The 22259-nt window shown below is 71.4% G+C and carries 16 protein-coding genes and 1 pseudogene; 6 read left to right on the forward strand and 11 right to left on the reverse strand.

Translation table 11 applies throughout. From position 1 onward, the window contains the following. The first annotated feature begins 349 nt into the window (after nt 1-349). Complete coding sequence (locus ACZ5VQ_RS43460) at nt 350-670, forward strand: chorismate mutase (RefSeq protein WP_469109835.1); 321 nt, start codon at nt 350-352, stop codon at nt 668-670. 638 nt (nt 671-1308) lie between these two features. On the opposite strand, the gene ACZ5VQ_RS43465 is transcribed toward ACZ5VQ_RS43460, so the two are convergent. Next, the gene (locus ACZ5VQ_RS43465) at nt 1309-2148 is read right to left on the reverse strand and encodes a hypothetical protein (RefSeq protein ID WP_469109836.1); all 840 of its coding nucleotides are present in this window, start codon (nt 2146-2148) and stop codon (nt 1309-1311) included. Next, nucleotides 2145-3326, reverse strand: coding sequence for a hypothetical protein (locus ACZ5VQ_RS43470; RefSeq protein WP_469109837.1), 1182 nt, complete (start codon nt 3324-3326; stop codon nt 2145-2147). The genes ACZ5VQ_RS43465 and ACZ5VQ_RS43470 overlap by 4 nt, the downstream gene beginning before the upstream one ends. Nucleotides 3327-3624: 298 nt before the next feature. Here ACZ5VQ_RS43470 and ACZ5VQ_RS43475 point away from each other — a divergent pair, with 298 nt between their 5' ends. After that, nucleotides 3625-4626, forward strand: a complete 1002-nt coding sequence (locus ACZ5VQ_RS43475) for an LAETG motif-containing sortase-dependent surface protein (protein WP_362072393.1) — start codon at nt 3625-3627, stop codon at nt 4624-4626. 127 nt (nt 4627-4753) lie between these two features. Here the strand turns inward: ACZ5VQ_RS43475 and ACZ5VQ_RS43480 are convergent, their stop codons facing one another. The 4 genes from ACZ5VQ_RS43480 to ACZ5VQ_RS43495 form a co-directional block, all read right to left on the reverse strand. After that, nucleotides 4754-6532 carry a GMC oxidoreductase gene (locus ACZ5VQ_RS43480; RefSeq protein WP_469109838.1) on the reverse strand — a complete coding sequence of 593 codons (1779 nt, stop codon included), beginning with the start codon at nt 6530-6532 and terminating at the stop codon, nt 4754-4756. A 117-nt stretch (nt 6533-6649) separates the two neighbouring features. After that, nucleotides 6650-8275, reverse strand: coding sequence for a succinic semialdehyde dehydrogenase (locus ACZ5VQ_RS43485; protein ID WP_469109839.1), 1626 nt, complete (start codon nt 8273-8275; stop codon nt 6650-6652). Between the two features lie 127 nt (nt 8276-8402). Then, nucleotides 8403-10250 carry a serine/threonine-protein kinase gene (locus tag ACZ5VQ_RS43490; protein ID WP_469109840.1) on the reverse strand — a complete coding sequence of 616 codons (1848 nt, stop codon included), beginning with the start codon at nt 10248-10250 and terminating at the stop codon, nt 8403-8405. A 74-nt stretch (nt 10251-10324) separates the two neighbouring features. Continuing rightward, a complete protein-coding gene (locus ACZ5VQ_RS43495; protein ID WP_469109841.1) occupies nt 10325-11806 on the reverse strand; it encodes a diacylglycerol kinase family protein in 1482 nt (493 codons plus the stop codon). A gap of 167 nt (nt 11807-11973) precedes the next feature. Between ACZ5VQ_RS43495 and ACZ5VQ_RS43500 the strand changes: the two genes are divergently transcribed. Then, the gene (locus tag ACZ5VQ_RS43500; RefSeq protein WP_469109842.1) at nt 11974-12804 is read left to right on the forward strand and encodes a hypothetical protein; all 831 of its coding nucleotides are present in this window, start codon (nt 11974-11976) and stop codon (nt 12802-12804) included. 146 nt (nt 12805-12950) lie between these two features. On the opposite strand, the gene ACZ5VQ_RS43505 is transcribed toward ACZ5VQ_RS43500, so the two are convergent. Further along, on the reverse strand, nt 12951-13637 hold the full coding sequence (locus tag ACZ5VQ_RS43505; RefSeq protein ID WP_469109843.1) for a DUF2848 domain-containing protein: 687 nt from the start codon (nt 13635-13637) through the stop codon (nt 12951-12953). 174 nt (nt 13638-13811) lie between these two features. Between ACZ5VQ_RS43505 and ACZ5VQ_RS43510 the strand changes: the two genes are divergently transcribed. Genes ACZ5VQ_RS43510 through ACZ5VQ_RS43520 form a run of 3 tightly spaced genes read left to right on the forward strand, consistent with a single transcriptional unit; the run spans nt 13812 to nt 16354 of the window. Beyond that, on the forward strand, nt 13812-15176 hold the full coding sequence (locus ACZ5VQ_RS43510; RefSeq protein WP_469109844.1) for an MFS transporter: 1365 nt from the start codon (nt 13812-13814) through the stop codon (nt 15174-15176). 51 nt (nt 15177-15227) lie between these two features. Further along, on the forward strand, nt 15228-16019 hold the full coding sequence (locus ACZ5VQ_RS43515; protein ID WP_469109845.1) for a carbon-nitrogen hydrolase family protein: 792 nt from the start codon (nt 15228-15230) through the stop codon (nt 16017-16019). Continuing rightward, nucleotides 16016-16354 (forward strand): cupin domain-containing protein, encoded by a 339-nt coding sequence (locus ACZ5VQ_RS43520; RefSeq protein WP_469109846.1) that lies wholly within the window; start codon nt 16016-16018, stop codon nt 16352-16354. The genes ACZ5VQ_RS43515 and ACZ5VQ_RS43520 overlap by 4 nt, the downstream gene beginning before the upstream one ends. Before the next feature lie 24 nt (nt 16355-16378). Here ACZ5VQ_RS43520 and ACZ5VQ_RS43525 read toward each other — a convergent pair whose 3' ends face one another. From ACZ5VQ_RS43525 to ACZ5VQ_RS43540, 4 genes and pseudogenes are all read right to left on the reverse strand, one after another. After that, a complete protein-coding gene (locus ACZ5VQ_RS43525; protein WP_200401582.1) occupies nt 16379-17005 on the reverse strand; it encodes a GntR family transcriptional regulator in 627 nt (208 codons plus the stop codon). Between the two features lie 148 nt (nt 17006-17153). Beyond that, nucleotides 17154-18797, reverse strand: coding sequence for a serine/threonine-protein kinase (locus tag ACZ5VQ_RS43530; protein ID WP_469109847.1), 1644 nt, complete (start codon nt 18795-18797; stop codon nt 17154-17156). A gap of 115 nt (nt 18798-18912) precedes the next feature. Beyond that, a pseudogene (locus ACZ5VQ_RS43535) lies at nt 18913-20172 on the reverse strand (serine/threonine-protein kinase); the annotation flags it as partial. A 115-nt stretch (nt 20173-20287) separates the two neighbouring features. Then, entirely contained in the window at nt 20288-22129 is a 1842-nt protein-coding gene (locus ACZ5VQ_RS43540) for a protein kinase domain-containing protein (RefSeq protein WP_469109900.1), read from the reverse strand. Between the last annotated feature and the right edge of the window lie 130 nt (nt 22130-22259).

Consider the following 22259-nt stretch of genomic DNA (forward strand, 5'->3'; position numbering starts at 1 on the left):
GGCCTTGCCGCTCCGGGGCACCCCACTCGAAGAGGAGCCCCCGAACCCCCGCTCCTCAAACGCCGGAGGGGCTGAAGTTCAAGTGGGGGTCTGGGGGCGTCAGCCCCCAGTTGTCTCAGGATCCGAACCGAGTTGGACGGCGCCGCCCGCCCGGGCATACTGCTCCCATGCTCACGCAGAAGACCTTCGTCTTTACCTATGGCAACCGGCCCACCGGCTGCCATAGTCGTGCTGCTTGAGCAACTGACAAGCGACTTCCCAGGCGCCCCGGGCCGACAAGGCCCGGGGCGCCTCGCGGTTTCCGGACCTTGCCGCTCCGGGGCACCCCACTCGAAGAGGAGCCCCCGAGATGAGCACAGCCGCCGACACGGCCGGCCACACCGCCGCTAACACCTCCACGGACCGGACCGGCGCCCGTACCGAAGAAGCCGCCGACGTCGTCACCGGCGCCCGCGAACGCATCGACGCCCTCGACGACCGGATCATCGGCCTCGTCCAGGAGCGCATGGCGATCTCGGCGGTCATCCAGGAGGCCCGGATCGCCTCCGGAGGCCGCCGTGTGAACCTGTCACGCGAGATGGACGTCCTCGGCCACTACAGGGACGCGCTCGGCAAGCCGGGCACCTCGCTCGCGATGACGCTCCTGGAGCTGTGCCGGGGCCGCATCTGAAGACCGCCTCCGGAGACCGCGTCCGAGGATGCTGAGGGCGGGCGGGATCCGCGTACGACGGACGTCCGGTGCACGCACGTACGCATGTCCTCTCACCCGTACGGCGCGTGACCGCCCCTGCGCGGGCTTCGTTGGTCCCGGTGTCCGTGTCAGCCAGGGGCGGGCCCGAAGAACCACGCGTGGCTCCGCTGGAACGATGAGGCGTACGGACGTGCGCCGTGGGACCTCGTTCCAGAGAAGTGACCGGACGGCAGGGGACAGCAGCCCGGTCACCCAAGAGAGGTCGGCTCCGGGGACGCCCGGAGCCGACCGGCGGAATCTGTGCAAGGGCGGTCGAAACGGTTGCGGAGGCCGCGGCCCATCGAGCACGATGTTTGGAACCACCCCCAAGTCCCAGAGCAGACAACAGCATTGGACCGTCTTACCGCCATTGGTCGAGACCATGCGCACTCCCCCGGTGCGCCGGGGCGCCGACCGGGCGGAGAAGCCAGTTGGCGGCGCACCCCCCGGCGCCGTCCCGCAGGCACCGGCGCTGCCCTGACGTCGGTGCTGACCACGAAGGGCCCCGCGGTTGTCCCGCGGGGCCCTTCGCCTGTCCGGTACGGCGTGCGACCGGTCCCGTGTCCCGGGCCGTCCGGTCAGGCGGTCGTCTTCTTCAGCTTGGCGAGCTGCGCCTCGACGAGTTCGGCCGGGACCTCGTCGGCGTCCAGCATGTTCATCGAGCTGAAGGCCACCAGAGTCGAACCGTCGCGCACGACCGTGTACGCGGCCGGGACCTCCGCCCCCTCGATGGAGGCGACCAGCCGGAACGCGACGGACTCGTCGCCCAGCTTCGGATCGGCCAGCGCCTCGACCCCGGAGTACTTGTAGCCGACGTACCGGTACGCGGTGCACTCGCCCGTCGCCTTGCGCAGCCCGGCGAGCACGTCGTCGGCCTCGCCCGACCCGTACGAGAGGAGCGCGAGCGTCGTCACCGAGGCGTTCGTCTCGTCCTTGGCCGTGACTCCTCGGCTGAGGGAGGTCCGTGAGGCCGGGTCGGTGGTGAACAGGAACATGTCGGCGACCGGCTGGCACTTGGCCGGGCCCGCCGGGGAGGACGCGCCCTGGAGGTCGGCGGATCCCGCGCCCTCGACCTTGTACCCCTTGACGTCACCCGTCGCGAGCGCGGCCTTCTTCAACTGCGCCCGGGTCAGGGGATCGCCCGTGTCCGGGGCAGCCGAAGAATCGCCCTTGCCCGGCGCCTCCGCCTTGTCCTCCGCCTTGTCCCCGTCCCCGCCCCCGTCCCTTTCCCCGTCCTTCGCCTGCTCCTTCGACTCGTCGGCCGACTGTGCGGCGGCCGACGCCCGTGCCGCCTTCTTGTCCTTGTCGTCGCCGCCGCCCGCGCACGCCGAGGCGCATCCGAGGCCGGCCACGACCGATGCGGCCACAAGGGTCCGCACGATCCTTCTGTTCACGCCCGTACTCATGTCCGTACTCATGTCCGGGACACCGTTCCACACTCCTCCGTCCCGGACTTCCCGATGTCCCGGCTGCGGTCGTACGGGTCGCTCGTGGGCCCGCTCGGCGGCGCGCCCGTGGGATCGGCCGAGTCGAACTGCGGGTGCAGGAAGCCGTCGTAGACGTCGCAGGCGGAGTTGGCGAGGTCCTGGTCGAAGCGGTTGACCGAGAGCCTGCCCGGGGTGACCTCGTACTTCGCCGGGTTGAGGAGCTCCAGGTCGAGGACGCGGCGGACGATGGTGCGGGAGACCTCGGTGGAGTCCGGGTCGGCCGGGGCCAGCGGGTAGACGAAGGTGTAGTCGGCGTGGATGGCGACGCCACCGTCCCGGCCCGCCTTGAAGGTCGTACGGCCACGGGTCTTGACCACGTCACCGACGAGCCGCACCTCGTCCGGGTCGAAGCGGCTGAAGAGCCAGAGCGGGTCGCTGTCCTTGCCGGGCTCGCGGAGCCAGGACTTCGCATCGGCGATCATGTCCGGCTGCTTGGGGTCGAGGATCTTGTCGAGCGTGGTCTCGGGGGTACCGCCGAGCAGGGTCTTGCGGTCGAGGTTCGTGTCGACGAGCAGGGACTTGGTCTGCGCCAGGGCCCTGGCCACCTGGTCCTTGCCGAACGCGCCGACCGGCTTGGCCTCCGGCAGGACGATTCCGGCGGCGCCGTCGGCGTACCGCACGGCCGGGGAGCCGGCGAACGGCTTGTCCAGCGTGGGCGTTCCGGGAGCGCCGGAGGGGGCGTTCGTCGGGGCCGCGGTCTCGTCGGGCAGCGGGTTCGCCGACTGCGTGCCCCCGTCCGTGTCCGTGCCGGTGCCGAACAGGTCACCCGGCAGCAGGGACGGCTTCATGGCCACCACGGCCAAAGCGATCGCCAGCACGACGCCGATGACCGTCCACACCTTGCGGCGCCGGGCCGCCCGCCCGTTCATCTCCTGCCAGGCGGGCCCGGTGCGCCACCCCGGGGGCAGCTCGCCGCGCGCCTCCTGCTGCCGCAGCCTTTCGGTCACCATGCGGGCCCGCGCGGACGGCTCCTTGGGCGCCTCGGACGTGCGGATGTCCCGCTCGCTGTCCTGGACGAACTGCGCCCACACATCGTCCGGCATGGACTCCCCGGGCTCCCCGGATCCCTCGTGCTCCCCGGGTGACTTCTCCGACGGCTTCTCGGCCACGGCGCTCGCGCCTCTCCCCCATGATCGACCCGCGGATCGACGTGTTCTTCGAATTACTCGACGGACTACTCGACAGACAAACGATGGACAGTTCTAAGGCGTGGGCAAGGGAGTTCACAAGTCCGGGCCTGCTGTGACCCAGCCCACATAAGAATTCTGTGAGTTCGAGGACAACCCTTTACAGGAGTCACAGGTCTCACTTGCGGAACCAACGGCCGTACCCGCGTATCCCGCACGCGGAGGCCTCCCAACCTCTCGTGCCGCAACGCTGCGGTACGCCGGACTCTCCGAGGTCTAAATGAAGCTTCGCCGTGTCATGGCCGCCGCGGCCACGACGGCCGTCATAGCTCCGCTCGCGCTGCTGTCGGCTCCTGCCGCCTTCGCGACGGACCCGACGCCCACCGGGACCGAGTCCGCGTCCACGACGCCGACCGCGACGCCGTCCACCACCGAGACGACGACGCCCAGCGCGACGCCCACGACGACGCCGCCGAGCACCGAGATCCCCTCGGGCACGCCGACCCCGAGCACCAGCACGACGCCCACCGGGTCGCCGACCACGACTCCCGGGCCGAGCGAGGAGCCGACCGACCCGGACGTCCCGTACTGCGAGGACCTCGACGAGAACTACGGCGACGCCAAGGTCTCCGCGGACATCAAGGGTCTGCCCGGCAAGATCGTCGCGGGTGACGGCTTCCACAACTTCAAGCTGGTCGTCACCAACGAGTCGAAGGCCGACATCAAGGGTGTCGCCTTCTACGCCGAGATCGAGAACTACGAGCTCGACGAGGCGAAGTTCCTGAGCCCGTACGTCACGCTGGAGTTCAAGAACACCGAGTCCGGCAAGTGGGAGCGGATCGGCGACGAGAACTGGGCCGGTGACTACTTCTTCTACGTCGAGTCCCTGAAGGCGAAGGCGAGCGAGAAGGTCGACCTGCGCTTCAGCGTCGACAAGGGCGCCCCGGCCGGTGACTCGTACTCCTTCGGCTCCGGCGCCTACCTGGACAACATCAAGGGCCAGGACTGCATCGCCGAGGGCTGGGCGCAGTACGACTTCGAGGTGCTGAAGGCCGGCTCCGCCAACCCGAGCCCGGGCACCGCCGAGCCGGGTGACAACGGCAGCAAGGACCCGGTCAAGAAGCCGCAGGGCAACGTCTCCGAGCTGCCGACCGGCAACCTCGCCGAGACCGGCTCCAGCTCCGCCCTGCCGACCATCGGTCTCGTCGGCGGCGCCGCCGTCGTCGCCGGTGTCGGCGCGGTGTTCGTCGTCCGCCGCCGCAAGGCCGCTGCCGACGTCTAGGACGCGTAGGGCGTAACTCGCTTCACGCGACCAGCGCTTCACGCAAGAAACGAAGGACCTGCACTCGGAGGGGGGTGCAGGTCCTTCGTCGTTCCCTGGCCGTCTGTCGCAGGGAGTGCGGCCGGAGTTACTTCTTCGGTGGCACCGTCGGGATTCCCAGGAACGGCAGGCGCAGCGCGCCGAAGGCGTCCGCGGGGACGGCGGGCGCCAGGGGCTCGACCGGCTTCAGGCGCTCGTACGCTGCCCCCTGCGCCGGACGCGGGTCCGCCTCGCCCTTGTTGGGCCAGTACGACATCGCGCGCTCCGCCTGCGCGGTGATGGTGAGCGAGGGGTTGACGCCCAGGTTCGCCGAGACCGCGGCGCCGTCGACCACCGAGATGCCCGGGTGGCCGTACAGCCGGTGGTACGGGTCGATGACGCCCTCGTCGGCCGACGCGCCGATCGGGCAGCCGCCCAGGAAGTGGGCGGTCAGCGGGGTGCCCATCAGCTCGCCGACGTTCGAGCCGGCGAAGCCGTTGATCTCCGCGGCGATCGCGGAGGCCGACTCCGAAGCGGCCTTGATCTGCTTGGGGTTGGGGGCGCCGTGGCCCTGCCTGGCCGTCAGCAGGCCCTTGCCCGCGCCCTTCGGCTTCAGATACGTGGTCAGGGAGTTGTCGAGGGACTGCATCACCAGGCCGATGATGGTCCGCTCCGACCAGCGGCGGTTGGAGAGCGACCGGGCCACGAGGGTGGGGTGCTTCACCGCGTTGACCAGCCAGCCCAAAACCCTCGACGAGCCCTCCGTGTAGGGGACTTGGAGGATCGACAGACTGCCCATCGAGTTGGAGCCCCTGCCGTAGCGGACGGGCTCGATGTGCGTGTTCTCGTCCGGGTGGATCGACGAGGTGATCGCGACTCCGCGCGTGAAGTCGACCTTCGCCTCACCGGTGGCCTTGCGGTAGCGGCGGTTGTCGGTCTGCGCGCCGACCAGGGCCTCGGAGTTGGTACGGGTCAGCTCGCCGAGCCTGCCGGACAGGTACGGCAGTCGGCCGCTCGACTTCATGCGGTGCAGCAGGGTCTGGGTGCCGTACGTACCGGCGGCGAGGACGACCCGGCGGGCCTTGAAGGTCCTGCCCTCGCCCTTGCGTTTCTCGTCCGTCGGGAGCGTCGTGACGGCGTAGCCGCCCTGCGAGTCGTCGGTGACGGACACGACGGTGGTCATCGGGTGGACGACCGCGCCCGCCTTCTCGGCGAGGTAGAGGTAGTTCTCGTTGAGGGTGTTCTTCGCGCCGTGCCGGCAGCCCGTCATGCACTCGCCGCACTCGGCGCACGCCCTGCGGGCGGGCCCTGCCCCGCCGAAGTACGGGTCGTCGACCTGTTGTCCGGGACTCGCCTTCGCGGTTCCGTCGGCGTCCTCGCCGTCCCCGAAGAAGACACCTACCGGTGCCATGTGGAAGGTGTCGCCCACTCCCATCCGCTGGGCGGCCGCCTTGAGATGGACGTCCGAGGGGGTCATGGTCGGGTTGAGCCGTACGCCGAGCATCCGCTGGGCCTGGTCGTAGTACGGCTTCAACTCCTCCTGCCAGTCGGTGATGTCCTTCCACTGCGGGTCCTCGAAGAACGGCTTCGGCGGTACGTAGAGGGTGTTGGCGTAGTTGAGCGAGCCGCCGCCGACGCCTGCGCCCGCGAGCACCATGACGTTGCCGAGGAGGTGGATGCGCTGGATGCCGTACATGCCGAGTTTCGGCGCCCAGAGGTAGTTCTTGAGGTCCCAGGAGTTCCTGGGGAGGGACTCGGGGGTGAAGCGGCGGCCCGCTTCCAGGACGCCTACGTGGTAGCCCTTTTCTGTGAGGCGTAGGGCGGTCACCGAGCCGCCGAAGCCCGAGCCGACCACGATGACGTCGTAGTCGTAAGTGTCCTGAGGCACGTGTGCTCCTCGTTGAGTGTCCGTGCGGGCCGTATGTGGTTGCTCGCGCTCACGCGGCGGAGCCGCATATCGATGCAGCCCCGCGCCCCTGTCGGGGCGAAGCCCCTGAAAAGACTCCTAGCGGAACCGGAATGCCTTCATGAGCCTCAGGCTGCGGCTCATGAACCGGGCGTAGCCCTCGTCGTCCATGCCGAGGGACGGGGCCATCGGGAGCAGGCGCTGCTGGGCGACCGTCTGGGCCTCGGTGTACTTGAGGATGCCCTCGGAGCCGTGGCGGCGGCCGAGGCCGGAGTCCTTCATGCCGCCCATCGGGGACTGGACGCTGCCGTAGGCGGGCGCGTAGCCCTCGTTGACGTTGACCGTGCCGGTGCGCAGGCGGGCCGCGACCTTGGCGCCGCGGCGGCCGTCCTTCGTCCACACCGACGAGTTGAGGCCGTAGGGCGTGGAGTTGGCGAGTTCGACCGCCTCGTCCTCGTCCTTGAAGCGGTAGATGGAGACGACGGGGCCGAAGGTCTCCTCGTTGCAGACCGCCATCGGCGCCTCGACGCCGTCCAGGATGGTGGGCTCGAAGAAGTACGGGCCGATGTCCGGGCGTGCGACACCGCCCGCGACGAGCTTGGCGCCCTTGGAGACCGCCTCCTCGACGTGCCGGGTCACCGTCTCCAGCTGGCGCTCGCCGACCAGCGAGCCCATCTCGGCGCCGTACGCGAGGGACTTGCCGAGCCGCATCGCCCTGGTGCGTGTGGCGAACCGCTCCACGAAGGCGTCCGCGATCGACTCGTGGACGTACAACCGCTCGATGGAGATGCAGAGTTGACCGGCGGACGAGAAGCAGGCGCGGACCGCGCCGGCCGCCGCCTTGTCGATGTCGGCGTCCTCCAGGACCAGCATGGCGTTCTTGCCGCCGAGTTCGAGGGAGACGCCGACCAGGCGGGCCGCCGCACTCTGGGCGACCTCGCGGCCCGTGCGGGTGGAGCCGGTGAACGAGACGTAGTCGGCGCGCTTGACGACCTCCGGGCCGACGACCGGTCCCTCGCCCAGGACGACCTGGAAGACATCGGCCGGCAGGCCCGCCTCGATCAGCAGGTCGCGGGCCCACAGGGCGGTGAGGCAGGTCTCGGTGTCGGGCTTCATCACGACGGCGTTGCCCGCGACGAAGGCGGGGATCGCGTCGCCTACGGAGAGTTCCAGCGGGTAGTTCCAGGGGGCGATCTGGCCGACGACGCCCCGGGGGTGGCGCAGCTCGGTGACCTTGGTGAGGGTCGGCACGGCGCCCGCGTGGCGCTTGGGCCTGAGGTAGGAGACAGCCTTGCGGCCGTAGTGGCGGGCCGCCACGGCGACGGCCTGCACCTCCTCGTGGGCGTGCAGCCGGGCCTTGCCGGTCTCCAGCTGGATGAGGTCCAGCACCTCGGCCTGGCGGGCGAGCACCAGGTCGTGGAAACGGAGGAGGACGGCGGCGCGCTGCCTGACGGGGGTCTGGGCCCAGACGGCCTGGGCGGCGCGGGCCTTCTCGTAGGCCCGCTCCACGTCCTCGGGGGTGGACTCGGGCAGGTCGGCCAGCTTCTCGCCCGTGAACGGCGTGTGGTTGGCGGTGCGGCCCGAACCGACCACGCCACGCGTGAGCTGCGCGATCAGCTCCGGCGTGACCACGTCAGCAGCCGTGCGGGCGCCCTCCGGGGCGGGCGCGAGGGGGTTGGTGCCGGTCTTTTCCGGGGCCTGTACCGGGGCCTGCGAGTCGGTCATGGCCCGCAGCGTATGCCCGGGCCCGCCGCTTTGGGTACCCGGCGGTAATAGGGTTTCACCGAGTGCACACACGGCGCCAGCGATCACTGGCAATGAATGGCCTGATCAGGGGGTTGTCCGGCGACGATCAGGAACCGGCCGAAAAATCGGAGCGCGGCGACCACTTCCTCGACCCGCCGATCTTCAGCCGGTCGCGCGCCCCCTTGAACACCTCCGTGCCCCTTTTCTCGTCCGCCGTCCCCTTCGGCATGTCGACGCGCAGCTCGTACAGCCGGCTGTCGTCGGTGAGGATCATCAGCTCCATGACACGAACCAGCCTGCCCTCGGTCTCGTAGGTCGTGTCGACGAGCACGGCCTCGTTCCCGTCGAAGGACGTCTTCGTGTACTGCGTCTGCGACTGCCCGTATCCGGCCCACGTCTCGGCCGAGTCCTTCGCCTGGCCCATCGGCGAGCGCGGCGCCTCGTCCCACTGGGTGAGGCGGACCTGGACGACCTCGTCGTTGTCGTAGATGGCCATGCGCGGCTGGTCGTCGGGGCCGCCCTGCTCGTGGAAGCGCACGTACTGCCTGGGGAGGGAGAGGACGGCGTTCAGGTCCTCCTCCTCGTGGGCGACCCAACTGTCCCTGGTGGTCGGCGGGTTCGGGGTCACCGACGGCTCGCCCCCTACGGCGGTCGCACTGTCGTCGGTGAGCGAGGTCCCGGCCCAGACACCACCCGCGACGAGGACGGCACCGGCCAGGACTCCGGCCACGAGGCGCGCGGTGGACCGCTTGCGCCTGGGGCGTACGGGGATGGGCTCGGCCCGGGTGTCCTCCGAAGGGGCGGGGGGATCGGGCGGGGCGGGCGCGTCGGAGGAGGCGGCCGTCTCGGAGGGGGTGGCCGTCTCCGGCCGGGCGGGCGACTCCGGCCGGGACGATGCCACCGGCGCCTTGGGCGGCCCGGACAGCCCGGAAGCCCCCGGCTCCTCGGGCGACTCGGACGGCTCGGACGGCTCAGAGGACTGGAACGCCTCAGGCGCCCTCGGCTTCTCCGGTGCCTCGTCCGAGGCGGGAGGCCTGATGAGTTGCACCGTCCCCGAGTCGTCCGCGAACTCCCTCAATACGGAGGCATCCTGAGGGATCGTCAGATCACTCTGCGCAACCGGAGCCGGCACCGGCCACCGTTCCGCCACCGCCTCCAGCACGGCGACCACCTCGTCCGCGTCCGGTCTCTCGTCCGGGTCCTTCGCCAGGAGCCGCACGATCAGGGCGCCGAGTGGCCCCGCCTGCTTGGGTTCCGGCGGTTCGCCGGACAGGATCGCGGCGAGGGTGGACTCCAGCGTCGTACGCCGGAAAGGGGACCAGCCCTCGACGGCCGCGTACAGGCAGACGCCGAGGGACCACAGGTCCGCGGCGGGACCCGCGCCGCGGCCGGACATCCGCTCGGGTGCGATGAACTCCAGGGAGCCGACGAACTCCCCGCTCATGGTGATGGATTCCTCGCCCTGGATGTGGGCGATGCCGAAGTCGGTGAGCACGACACGGCCGTGCTGTCCGAGCAGCACGTTGGCCGGTTTCACGTCCCGGTGCACGATGCCCTTGGTGTGCGCGGCCTTCAGCGCGCCCACGACGGCGAGCCCGATCCGGGCGGTCTCGGCGGGCGGGAGCGCGCCGCGCTGCAGTACCTCGTGGAGGGACTCGCCGCGGATCAACTCCATGACGATCCAGGGCAGTCCGTCCTCCACGACCACGTCATGGATGGCGACGGCCGCCGGGTGTTCCACGCGCGCGGCCGCCCGCGCCTCCCGCTGGAGCCGGTTGTACGCGCGCTGGTGGGCCGCGTCCTGCGGATCGCCGGGCAGCCGCGGCTCCTTGACCGCGACGTCCCGCTCCACGAGTTCGTCGACGGCCCGCCATACGGTGCCCATCCCGCCGGAGCCGATGCGCTCGGCCAGCCGGTAGCGGCCGCCGATCAACCGCCCCCCGTCATCGCTCATGCCCCATCAGTACCGTGCGGGGCCTGAGCTTGTCGATGTCCTGCGGTGGGTCATGAGGAGGGGCATGCGGTGGGTCATGCGGTGGGCGGGGTCCGGTTCTCGGGAAGAGGCTCGTTCCTGGGCAGGGCCCGGTGCTTGGGGAGTGCCGTACGGCCCACCGCCGCGGCGAGTTTGCGCAGCCGGCGCCAGTCCATCGGCGGCTTGGTCTCCGGCACGCCCGGCCGGTTCCGGGGCACGCGCACGCGCAGCGCGCCGGGCTCGATGCGGCACCGTACCGGGGTGGGCAGGACGAATGCCTCGCCGTCCACGCCGACCTCGATCTCGGGGCGGTCGGCGTCGACGACCACCTCGCGGGCCGTGAGCACCGTGAGCCCGGTGGAGTGCACTCCCAGCAGCAGCCCGGCGGCCTCGGCCGCGTTCTCCACCTTGATGCCGAGGACGCCGAGCAGGCCGGACTCCAACCGCTCGCGGTAGCCGAGGCCCGCCGGATCGTCCATGCGGTAGGAGTTGTTGCTCACGAGGAGGGCCTGGGGCGCGTCGATGACTGCCGCCTCGGCCACCCCGGCCGCCTCCGCCCCGCCGCCCGTCCCGCCGGCCCCACTCGTCGCGCCGGCCCCGGCGGTCCCGCCCGGCTCCTCGATCCGGGCGCTCAGCCGCGGCCCCCGCTGGTGCGTGAGCAGCTCCGGCAGCAGTTCCAGCGTCGTACGCACCTTGTCGTCCCGGTACTCGGGGCTCTGCACGACCACCGCGTACGCCCCGAACGAGGCGTTGTTGACGAAGGGGTGCCCGTCGGCGAAGCCGAGGTCGACACGGACCTCGACCCCGGCCTCGGTGAGCGCGTCGAGGCAGGTGGCGGGGTCGGTCCGGTCGAGTCCGAGGTCCATGGCGAAGTGGTTGCGGGTCCCGGCGGAGACGACGAGGAACGGGATGTCGTGCTCGGCGGCGATCGCGGCGACCAGCGCCTGTGTGCCGTCACCGCCCGCGACGCCCAGCAGATCGGCCCCATCGGCGACGGCGCGCCGGGCGAGCTCGGTGACGTCCTCCTTCTGCGCGGGGTCGAGGAGGTGGACGCGCGCTCCGAGCCGCTCGGCCCTCTCCTTCAGCCCGAACCGCTCGACCTTCCCGCCGCCGGACCGCGGATTCATGATGAGGAAGGGCCTGGCGGGGGCGGGGGTCCGCCGCTCGGACACGCGCACGGCGTGCGACTTGGTCAGGCTGAGCGCGAACTTCCCGGCCCAGACGGCGAAGCCCCACAGCGCCAGGGACACCACGACGACCCAGAGCAGGTTCGCGGCGGCGAAGAGCCCGATGACCGTGGCGGGCGTCGCGAGGGCCAGCACCCCGGCCGCGCCCCTGGCCGGTCCCCGGAGGGTCAGTACCCACCAGAGCGCGGCCGCCGTGATCGCCGTACCGAGCACCCCGATCACTACGAGCAGCACACTCGCGGCCCCGGCGAATCCGATCGGCAGCAGCACGGCGAGGCCGACGGCCGTCAGGGCACCGCGCGCCGCCCACCGCTGGCGCGCGTGCGCACGCCCGTCGAGATCCAGGCCCACGCCCGTCACCTCTCTCCACAGGAAGCCGCGGGGAGGGTCGGCGGCTGTCGTCCCCGTTGTCCGTCGGCGCAGAGCAGTATGCCGTTCCCGGAACCGGCTTGACGTTTTCTTGACCGGCCCTCAGACTCCCAGCTTCACCGCAATACCACCGAAGGAACATTCGAATAATGAAGAGACTCGCGCTGCCGCGTCCCGGCGCCGCAGCCGTTGTGTCCGTCCTCTCGCTCGCCCTGGTGACCGGCTGCTCCGACAGCGGTTCCGACTCCGCATCGGGCAAGGACGACAAGGCCGCGGGCAAGGAGCCGGCCGCGGCAGCGAAGACCCTCAGCGAGGGTGAGCTGGAGAAGCTCGTCATCGCGACGGCCGACGTCAAGGGCTTCAAGGTCGGCCCGGCCGACCAGTCCGAGCAGTTCGCCTCCTCCAAGGAGGAGATCAAGGTCGACAACGAGAAGTGCAAGCCCGTCGCGTACGTGCTCACCGGCTTCGCGCCGGGCGACTCGGCCTCGTCCGTCAACCGGATGGCCCAGGAGGACCCGACGGCCAAGGCGAGCGCGTCCCCCACCAAGGACCTGGAGGACATGACCGAGGAGGAGATGGAGGACGCGATGAACTCGATCACCGACGCCCTCGGTTCGACCGTCACCCTCGTCGCGCTGTCCTCGTACGAGGGTGACGGCGCGAAGGAGACCATGTCCTCGCTCTCCGCGGCGATCGAGGGCTGCGGCGGCGGCTTCACGGCCACGGCCAAGGACGAGCCGCAGAAGTTCAAGAAGGTCGAGGCGGAGAAGGCCTCCGGAAACGGCGACGAGTCGCTGGCGTTCGCGGTGACCGCGGACTCCGAGGGCAGCCCGGTCGTGCACGCGGAGGTCGCGCGGCACGGGAGCACGATCGCCACGTACTACTCGATCAGCATGGCGGCGTTCGCCGACGACGCCAAGGTCTCCGACTACGACGTACCGGCCGCCCTGATCAAGGCCCAGACGGCGAAGCTCGGCTGAGCCGACGCCTGTTGGGGCGACACCGACAAGAGGGCGGGCCGGACTCACCGGCCCGCCCTCCGTCGGTCGCGTGCGGCAGCGGCACCGCGGCCGGCCGCTTCACGGGACCGCGTCGGCGAATCAGTCGCACAGCAGGCCCGGGCGTGTCAGCCGATGGGCTGCGGCATGGGACGGACGTCGTAGGCGAGGCCGATGGTGTCGCCGCCCGCCGGGTCGGCCAGCTCGACGCGCCAGCCGTCGGCGAACTGGTCGACGCCGGGAGCCATCGGGATGGTGCCGGAGATCAGAACCGTCCCGGGCGTCAGCTCGCCGCGGGACCGCAGGACGTCGACCCAGTAGCCAGGGGTGAGGAGTTCGGCGAGCGTCCCGGCCTGGATCTCGGTCTCGGTGCCGTCGTGGCTGACCCAGGCGCGCAGGGTGAGCTCGTCGATGCGGGACTCCACGTCGGCCAGCCGCCAGGCGCGGCGGGCGAGGACGTCGGGGCCGGCGTTCTTGCTCCACGCCACCCCGTGCACCTCCAGGTCGCGGTCGGTGTGGTCGCAGGCGGCGGTCAGCAGCAGTTCCCCGCCCTGAGCGACGACCAGCGCCCACTCCGCCTCGCCGGAGGTGCGGCCGTGCTGGACCGCGACGCGCTCGGTCTGCTGGGCGAGGTACGGGGAGACGGGATAGAGCGCCGGGGTCACGGACGGACCCGGCACGCCCAGCTCGGCGAGCTCCGCGACGTGCGCGGCGACGTCGTCCTGGCTGCGCCCGGCGTACCCGGCGTTGAGTACCTGGACGACATCGACCTCGCGCGTCGATCCGTCGGGCAGTTCGAAGGTCAGCAGGGCCATGAGGGCACTCCCAGGGATCGGGGAACAGGAATCGGGATCGGCGAACGGGATCGGGGAACGGGTCCCGCCGATCCTGATTTCTCCACGGTTAACTTCCGGCGCAGGGCTTGCGCATACGACCTGTATACAAGAAGTATGCCGGAAGGTCGATGTCCCCGAGCAAGGATGGGCACCATGCACGACACCCCGAAGAGCGACGCCGGGGCCGCGGAGAAGCGCTCCGGCGTCCGCCGCGCCTTCGTCGCCAGCCTCACCGGCACGGCCCTGGAGTGGTACGACTTCGCCGTCTACTCCGCCGCGGCCGCCCTGGTCTTCGGTGATCTGTTCTTCCCGTCGGAGGACCCGCTCACCGGCACGCTCCTGGCGTTCTCCACCTACGCGGTCGGCTACGTCTCCCGTCCCCTCGGCGGATTCGTCTTCGGCCGCCTCGGCGATGTGATCGGCCGCAAGAAGGTGCTGATCGCCACGCTTGTCCTGATCGGCGTGGCGACCTTCCTGATCGGTCTGCTGCCCGCCTACGGAACGATCGGCGTGGCCGCGCCGATCGCCCTGGTCGTGCTGCGCTTCGCCCAAGGCGTCGGCGTCGGCGGCGAGTGGGGCGGCGCCGTACTGCTGTCCAGCGAGTTCGGCGACCCGCGCCGCCGGGGCTTCTACGCCTCCGCCGCCCAGGTGGGCCCGCCCGCGGGCAACCTGCTCGCCAACGGTGTGCTCGCCGCCCTCGGCGCCCTGCTGACCGAGGCGCAGTTCGAGTCGTGGGGCTGGCGTGTGGCCTTCCTGCTGTCCGGCGTGCTGGTCGCCTTCGGACTGTGGATCCGGGCCAAGCTGGAGGAGACCCCGGTCTTCAAGGCGATGGAGGCCGAGCAGTCCCGGCCCGAGGCCCCCATCCGCGAGGTCTTCACCACCCAGCCCCGCGCCCTGACCGCCGCGATCCTGTGCCGGGTCGGCCCCGACGTGCTGTACGCCATGTTCACCGTCTTCGTGCTGACCTACGCCACCCAGGAACTCGACATGTCGCGCGGCTCCGCCCTCGCGGCCGTCCTCATCGGCTCCTCGGTCCAGGTCTTCCTGATGCCGCTGGCCGGCGCGCTCTCCGACCGCGTCAACCGGCGCCTGCTGTACGGCGTCGCCGCGGTGGCCGCCGCGGTGTGGCCGTTCGTGTTCTTCCCGATGGCCGCCGGCGGTTCCTGGCTGCCGCTCGCCGCCGGGGTCCTCGTCGCCCTGGTGATCCACTGCTGTCTCTACGGACCGCAGGCAGCCTTCATCGCCGAGCAGTTCTCACCCCGGCTGCGCTACACGGGCTCCTCGTTGGCCTACACCCTGGCCGGGATCATCGGCGGCGCCATCGCCCCGCTGCTGTTCACCACCCTGCTGAGCGCCTACGACAGCTGGGTACCGCTGGCCGTCTACATCGCCCTCGCCTGCGCGATCTCGGTGGTGGGCGTCCTCCTGGGCCGCAACCCCGAGGCCGCCGTCGACGAGGACGCGGAGCTCGCCGCGCCGAAGACCCGGGCCGCGGCGGACGTACCCCTGCCCCGCTGACAACAGCCACCCAACCCCGCCCAGACTCGCCCCGGACAAGGAGGCCCCGCAGTGCGGATCGCCATCGGCCAGCTCACCACCGGCCCCGACCCCGACAAGAACCTGCGCCTCGTCGAGGAATGGACGCGTCGCGCCGCGGACGCCGGAGCCCGCGTGGTCGTCCTCCCGGAAGCGACGATGGCCTGCTTCGGCACGCCGCTGGCCCCGCTCGCCCAGCCCCTCGACGGGCCGTGGGCCGACGGGGTCCGCGAGATCGCCCGGGCGACCGGCACGGTCGTCGTGGCCGGCATGTTCACCCCGGCCGACGAGGGACGGGTGGCCAACACCCTGCTGGCCACCGGCCCCGGCGTCGAGGAGTCGTACGACAAGATCCATCTGTACGACGCCTTCGGCTTCCGCGAGTCCGAGACCGTCGCCCCGGGCTCCCGCCCCGCCGTGATCGACGTGGACGGCGTCCGGCTGGGCCTGGCCACCTGCTACGACGTCCGCTTCCCCGAGCTGTTCCGGGCGCACGCCGACGCCGGGGCGGTGGGCACCCTCCTTGCGGCCTCCTGGGGAGCCGGCCCCGGCAAGCTCGACCAGTGGGAGCTGCTGGTGCGGGCCCGCGCCCTGGACGCCACCGTCTGGGTCGCCGCCGTCGGCCAGGCCGATCCCGGCACCCCTCCGGGCCCCGCCCCGACCGGCATCGGGCACAGCCTGGTGGTCGGCCCCGACGGGACCGTACGGGCTTCCCTCGGCGCCGAGCCGGAGCTGCTGGTGACGGATCTGGACGTCGAGGAGGTCGGCGCGGTCCGCGAGAAGACGTCCGTACTGGCGAACCGGCGGCCGGAGGTGTGGCGATGAGCGGGCCCGAGCTGGAGTTCCACCGGCCCGACGGGCCCTGGCGCCCCCCGGCGGGCGCCGGACCCGGCGTCGAGGAGTGCCTGCTGGCCGAGGACCCCGAGAGCGGCCGGCGCACCGCGCTCGTCCGATGGGCGCCGGGCACCGACACCTCGGCCGCGGGCGTATCCCGGCACGACGTGTGGGAGGAGGTCTATCTCGTCGAGGGAGCGATGTACGACCTGACGCTGGAGCGCACCTTCACCGCGGGCATGTACGCCTGCCGTCCCCCGGGCATGCCGCACGGGCCCTGGACCTCGCCGGACGGGGTGACGATGCTCGTGATCACGTACCCCTGATCCCGGGGGGCGCTTTCAGGCGTCTCAGCCGTCGAGGAGCACCTTGAGGGTCGACTCCAGGTGGTGGTCGATGGCCGCGCACGCGGCCCGCGCGTCACCGGCGGCGAGGGCGTCCACGATGGCCTCGTGCTCGTCGAGCACCGCCTTCTGCCGTCCCTGCTGGTTGAAGACGGCGACGACCCCGGCGCGGACCTGGCGGCTGCGCAGACCGTCGTAGTGCCGGTCCAGCAGGGTGTTGCCGACGGCCGCGACCAGGGACGCGTGGAACCGGTGGTCCACGGCGATGAACTCCCGGGTCTCCTCGGCGCCGGTGAGCGCGCGCTGCTGTTCCAGCAGGGCGCGCAGCTCCTCCAGGGGCACCCGCCCGGCCGCGACGAGCCGCTCGGCCGCGTACCGCTCGACGAGGCCGCGCAGCTCCATCAGCTCGCGCACCTCCCGCCCCGTCAGAGGCGCCACCCGGGCACCGCGCTTGGGCACGAGCTCGACCAGGTCCTCCGCGGCGAGCAGCAGCAGCGCCTCCCGGATGGGGGTGCGGGAGACACCGATACGATCGGCGAGCTCCTGCTCCGACACGAAGGCCCCCTGCATCTCGGGGTCCGTCAGCACCGTGTCCTTGAGATACGCGTAGGCCTTCTCCCGACCGGACGCCACGGCAACCCCCAGACATCGCATACAGTTTGTATACCGACGCTACCACGCGCGTTCCCGCACGACACCGGGCCGTGAGCCGTCGCGAACCCACAGTGGGAGCTTGCACGAACCGCCGTGGGAGCTTGAGCGTCCCGTCCACGCGGCGGGCTCAGAGCGTGTCGATGTCCAGGTTCACGATCGCCGTCTTGGCGACCTCGCGCCCGCGCTCGGTGAAGTCACCCTTGCCCGGGTAGCCGATCATGAGCTTGTACATGTCGCCGGACTTGGTCTTGTAGTAGAGGACCTGCATCTCACGCGGACGCGGGGACTCGGTGTCCGTGGTCCGGTAGGTGATGGTGTTGAGGGCCGCCTTCCGCTCCTTGTACGTCGTCGACTCGGGCTTGCTCTTGGGAGCGGGCTCGGAGTCCATGTCCATGCCGTAGCTGCCGCTCTGCCTGTAGCTCGCGTCGTCGTCGTACATCTCGGCCGCCGCCGACCCGGCGATCTCACCGCTGGTGTCCTCGATCTTCTTGGCCAGGGTGAGGCTGATCCAGAGGCTGCCGCTCGAGTCGGTGAACTGGACCCAGTGTTCGTCCTTGGCGGCGTCGGGCTTGGGCACGGTCTTCTCGTAGCCCTCCGGTACCGCCACCGTCGCGCCCAGTGCCTTCAGGTCCTTCTTCTCCCAGTTGTCGGGCAGGGGCCCCGCGAACGGGTCCGCGACCACCAGGTACGCCGCCAGCGCCGCCGCGACGACCACGGCACCGATCCCGATCCACCCCTTGCGGCCGACCCGGATCGACCTGCCGCCGGGCTCCGCCATCCGTACGACCTGCGTGGGCGCGGGCTCTGGCGGACGCGCGGCCTGCTCCAGGAGCGCGCGCACCCGCGCGGCGTCCGGGCGGCGGGCCGGGTCCTTGTCGAGGAGGCTGTTGATGGCGTCGGCCAGCGGTCCCGTGGCCGCGTTGGGCGCGGCCGGCGTGGCGTTGAGGACGGACTGGAGTGTCGCGGGCGTGTTGTTGCGGCGGAACGGCGACACGCCTTCCGTGGCCGCGTACAGGACCACGCCGAGGGACCAGAGGTCGGAGGCCGGACCCGGGCGCTGCCCCAACACCCGCTCCGGCGCGATGAATTCGGGCGAGCCGACGAAGCCCCCGGTGTCGGTCAGGTTCGTCTCGCCCTCGATCTGGGCGATGCCGAAGTCGGTGAGGACGACCCGGTCGCCCGTGCCGAGCATGACGTTGTCGGGCTTGACGTCGCGGTGCAGGATGCCCGCAGCGTGCGCGGATTCCAGCGCGCCGAGCACCTCAAGGCCGATTCTCGCCGCCTCGCGCGCCCCGATCGTGCCCTCCTGAAGAGCGTCACCGAGCGAACGTCCCCGTACGAGTTCCATGACGATCCACGGCTGGCCGTCCACGACCGCGACATCGTGGACGTTCACGACGGCCGGGTGGTCGAGCCGGGCCGCGGCGCGCGCCTCGCGGCGCATCCGCTCGAAGACGTTGGCCCGTTCGCGTTCGGGAAGGTGATCCGGTACGCGCGGCTCCTTGACGGCGACCTCCCGGTCCACCGTCTCGTCCTTCGCCCGCCACACCGTGCCCATACCGCCGTGACCGAGTTTGCCGAGCAGCCGGTAGCGGCCGGCGATCAGCCGACCGGTGCCCGGCTCCTGCGGCGCCTGCTGGTCGGGCACGACCTGGGTGGGCGCGGCGTACGGGTTCCCGGGGTGCGGCACGGCGACCGGTGGCCGCGGCGGTTGCAGGCCGAAACTCGTTGGTTCCTCGGGTCCGTAAGGGGCTCCCCCGTTGTTGCTCATGGGTCCATCCCTATCGCGGCAAGCGCTTCGGGAGCCACCCTGGGCGCCTTCCAGTCACAGACCCGTGACGCACGGCGTCGCTTATGTTCCTTTTACGCGGCCGCGCGACTCACGTGCCCGAGGGGGCGGCTCCGCCGGATCCTGGGCGGGTCGCCGTGGCGGTGGGCGCAGTACTCGGGGGCGCTGGGCTCGGGGTGGCCGGGCTCGTGGGCGCGCTCGCCGTCGGGCCGGTCGTCGACGTGGTTGTCGCGGTGGTCGTAGCAGTGACCGTCGCCCGTGACGAGGGCACGGAACTCGTCGGCGACAAAGGCCCGTTGCCCCCGCCGTCCATCAGCAGCGCGGCCGCCGACACACCCGCCACGGCCATCGCGGCGACGAGCGCGACGGCGATCAACACGTTCCGCGTGGCGGAGCGCGAGGAGGCGGCGGGCCTCATCGGCGAGGTCACGGGCGAGTTGGACACGGGCGACGACGCACGCAGTGGCTGCGGCGGCCTCGGCGCGTCCCGCCGGGTCGGTCTGTAGCCGGGCGACACCTGCGGCATACGGCCCGTGTCGAGGAACGCCCGCAGCAGCCGCTCCGCCTCCACCGCGTCGAGCCTGCGCTCGGGGTCGCGCTCCAGGAGTCCCCGTACGACGGGAAGCAGGGGCGCGGCGGCCGCGGGCGGGCGTATCTCGTCGACCACCACCGCGTGCAGGATTCCGCCCAACGAGTCGCGGTGGAAGGGCGATTCGCCGCTCAGGGCCGTGCAGAGCAGCGCGCCGAGCGACCACAGGTCGGACTCGGGCCCGGTCCTGACGCCGGACATCCGCTCGGGCGCGGTGTACTCGGGCGAGCCCACGAACGACCCGCTCTCGGTGAGTGTCGTCGACCCCGCGACCTGGGCGATCCCGAAGTCGGTGAGGACGACACGGCCCTCCCCGGTGAGGAGTACGTTCGCGGGCTTCAGGTCCCGGTGCAGTACACCCGCGCCGTGCGCCTTGCGCAGCGCGCCGAGCAGGTCGATCCCCATCCGGGCCGCCTCGGCCGCGTCCACGGGCCCGCTCCGGGAGATCCGCTCGGCGAGCGAGCCGCCCTCGATCAACTCCATGACGATGCAGGGGCGTTCGTCCTGCTCGACGACGTCGTGCACGACGATGATGTGCGGGTCCCGCAACTGGGCGACCGCACGCGCCTCACGCAGGGTCCGTTCGCGTTGCAGCCGGGACTCCTCCGCCGAGAGCGAGGTGTCGAGGACGAGTTCCTTGACCGCGACCTGCCTGCCGAGCAACAGGTCCGTGGCCCGCCATACGACGCCCATACCGCCCCGGCCGAGTCTGGCCTCCAGCCGGTAACGGCCCGCGATGACACGGACGTTGTCCCCCTCGGTCACCATGCGCCCCATCATGCCGCACCGGACGGAGGCCTTCCGGGATGCCCCGGCGCGGGTGGCCGACAAGCGACGTACGCGGTCGCGTGTCGGGCCGGCCGTACCTACGGGGTGTTCGGGGTCACTGGGCGCCCGGGGGCCGCCAGCTGCGCAGGATCGTGTCGAACCGTTCCTTCGCGGTGTCCCAGTCCGCCGCCGGCGAGGACATGTAGATCACGTACTCGACGCCGTCACGGCTGAGATACGCCTGCTCGATGGCCCGGCGCGGGCCGGGGAACTCCGTGTCCTTCGGCAGCGCGGTCCAGGTGAAGTCCCAGAGCGCGCCCGGGCGGTCGCGGAAGGTGTTCTCCTCCAGACCGACCCGCCGGTAGTCCTGCAGCCGCCCCAACTGCTCCTCCAGGTCGAGCAGATGCGTGTACGGGGTGTCGAAGTCCGGGGCGTCGTCGACGGCGATGCGGACGAAGTGCTCGCCGTTGTCGGGCGTGTAGTCGACCTGGGTGTTCTCGACCTGGCGCTTCCAGCCCTTGGGCAGCGCAAGGCTGAAGCCCTGGGGGTCGTTGACGCGCTCCCAGCCGTCCGGCACACCGCCGGTACCAGCGCCGGTGTCGGGGGTCTGGTTCCCCTTCCCGTCGTCCGTCGCACCCGCCGAGGACGACGGGGTGGAGGAGGACGGGTCGGGCGAGGACGAGCCGGATGAGGACGTCGAGTTGCTGTCGCTGCCCCACCCGTCCGCGTACAGCAACGCCGCCACGCCTCCGCCGCCCACGAGCGCGGCCAGAATGACGACGAGGACGAGCGTGCTGACCTTGCGGCGCTGCGTCCCGGCGACCGCCGGCTGGTTCATGGTGGCGACGGCCGGGTCGTGCGTGGGACGGCCGTGGCTGTCGTAGGTGTCGTGGCCGCCGTAGGTGTCGTGGCCGCCGTAGGTGTGATGGCCGCCGGGGGTGCCGGGTCCGCCCTGGGTCCCGTGAGCACCCTGAGGGCCGTACGTGCCCTGCGCCCCCGGGACACCCTGAGGCCCGTAGGCGGCGTGGGCCGGGCCGTAAGTCCCCTGGGGCACAGGTGACTCGGGAGACTGAGGGGTCTCACCAGACTCGTGCGAGGCGGCCACATGTTCCGTCGGCACATAGGCCTGCGCCGAACTCGGTGCGCGCCCCTCCGCGGCCTCGGCGAGCATCTGCTCGGCCTCCTCCGGCCCGGGCCGCTCGGCGGGATCCTTGCGCAGCAGCGCGGCGATGACCGGCGCGAGCGGGCCGGCGTGCGTCAACTCCTCGGGCTCCTCGCCGACCACGGCCTGCATGGTGGTCAGCGGGGTCGTCCGCCGGAACGGAGACCTCCCCTCGACCGCCGTGTAGAGCGTCGCGCCGAGCGCCCACAGATCGGAGGAGGGACCCGGGTCGTGGCCGCGTACACGCTCAGGCGCCAGATAGTCGACCGAGCCGACGATCTCCCCGGTGCGTGTGATCGTCGTGTCGCCCTCGACCTGCGCGATCCCGAAGTCGGTGAGCAGGACGCGCCGGTCGTTGGAGATCAGTACGTTGCCCGGCTTGACGTCGCGGTGCAGTACGCCCGCGGCATGCGCGGCCCGCAGCGCGCGCAGCACCCACAGCCCGACCCGAGCCGCCTCCCGGGGCTCGACGCGCCCGGACTCCTTGACCGCGTCGGCGAGCGAGTGGCCCTCGACCAGCTCCATCACGATCCACGGGCGGCCGTCGTGCTCCAGCACGTCGTGCACGGTGACGACGGCCGAGTGGTTGATCCGCGCGGCCGCGCGCGCCTCGGCCCGGGTCCGGGCGAGGAGTACGGGCCGGTCGTTGTCCGCCACATAGAGCGCGGCCGTCAACTCCTTGATGGCGACGGCCCGGTGCAGCACCTCGTCGTGCGCGCGCCACACCCGACCCATGCCGCCACTGCCGATGGAGTCGACGAGCCGGTAGCGCCCCGACAGCAGCAGGCCCTGCATCTGATTCACGTTTCCCCGCAATGCTCTTGACAGGGTCAGACTAAGGACCGGCCCCGGCCCAGGGAACCGGCGGGGCCCTACGGAGACAGCACTGTGACGGTTTGCCCGGACGTTAACGGGCGGTTGACAC

Source organism: Streptomyces sp. NPDC033178, from assembly GCF_055577685.1.

Excerpts from the sequence above, each read along its gene's own strand:
- ACZ5VQ_RS43460 (WP_469109835.1), top strand. The coding sequence starts at position 350 with ATGAGCACAGCCGCCGACACGGCCGGCCACACCGCCGCTAACACCTCC.
- ACZ5VQ_RS43465 (WP_469109836.1), bottom strand. The coding sequence starts at position 2,148 with ATGAGTACGGACATGAGTACGGGCGTGAACAGAAGGATCGTGCGGACC.
- ACZ5VQ_RS43475 (WP_362072393.1), top strand. The coding sequence starts at position 3,625 with ATGAAGCTTCGCCGTGTCATGGCCGCCGCGGCCACGACGGCCGTCATA.
- ACZ5VQ_RS43485 (WP_469109839.1), bottom strand. The coding sequence starts at position 8,275 with ATGACCGACTCGCAGGCCCCGGTACAGGCCCCGGAAAAGACCGGCACC.
- ACZ5VQ_RS43490 (WP_469109840.1), bottom strand. The coding sequence starts at position 10,250 with ATGAGCGATGACGGGGGGCGGTTGATCGGCGGCCGCTACCGGCTGGCC.
- ACZ5VQ_RS43500 (WP_469109842.1), top strand. The coding sequence starts at position 11,974 with ATGAAGAGACTCGCGCTGCCGCGTCCCGGCGCCGCAGCCGTTGTGTCC.
- ACZ5VQ_RS43505 (WP_469109843.1), bottom strand. The coding sequence starts at position 13,637 with ATGGCCCTGCTGACCTTCGAACTGCCCGACGGATCGACGCGCGAGGTC.
- ACZ5VQ_RS43510 (WP_469109844.1), top strand. The coding sequence starts at position 13,812 with ATGCACGACACCCCGAAGAGCGACGCCGGGGCCGCGGAGAAGCGCTCC.
- ACZ5VQ_RS43520 (WP_469109846.1), top strand. The coding sequence starts at position 16,016 with ATGAGCGGGCCCGAGCTGGAGTTCCACCGGCCCGACGGGCCCTGGCGC.
- ACZ5VQ_RS43530 (WP_469109847.1), bottom strand. The coding sequence starts at position 18,797 with ATGAGCAACAACGGGGGAGCCCCTTACGGACCCGAGGAACCAACGAGT.
- ACZ5VQ_RS43540 (WP_469109900.1), bottom strand. The coding sequence starts at position 22,129 with ATGCAGGGCCTGCTGCTGTCGGGGCGCTACCGGCTCGTCGACTCCATC.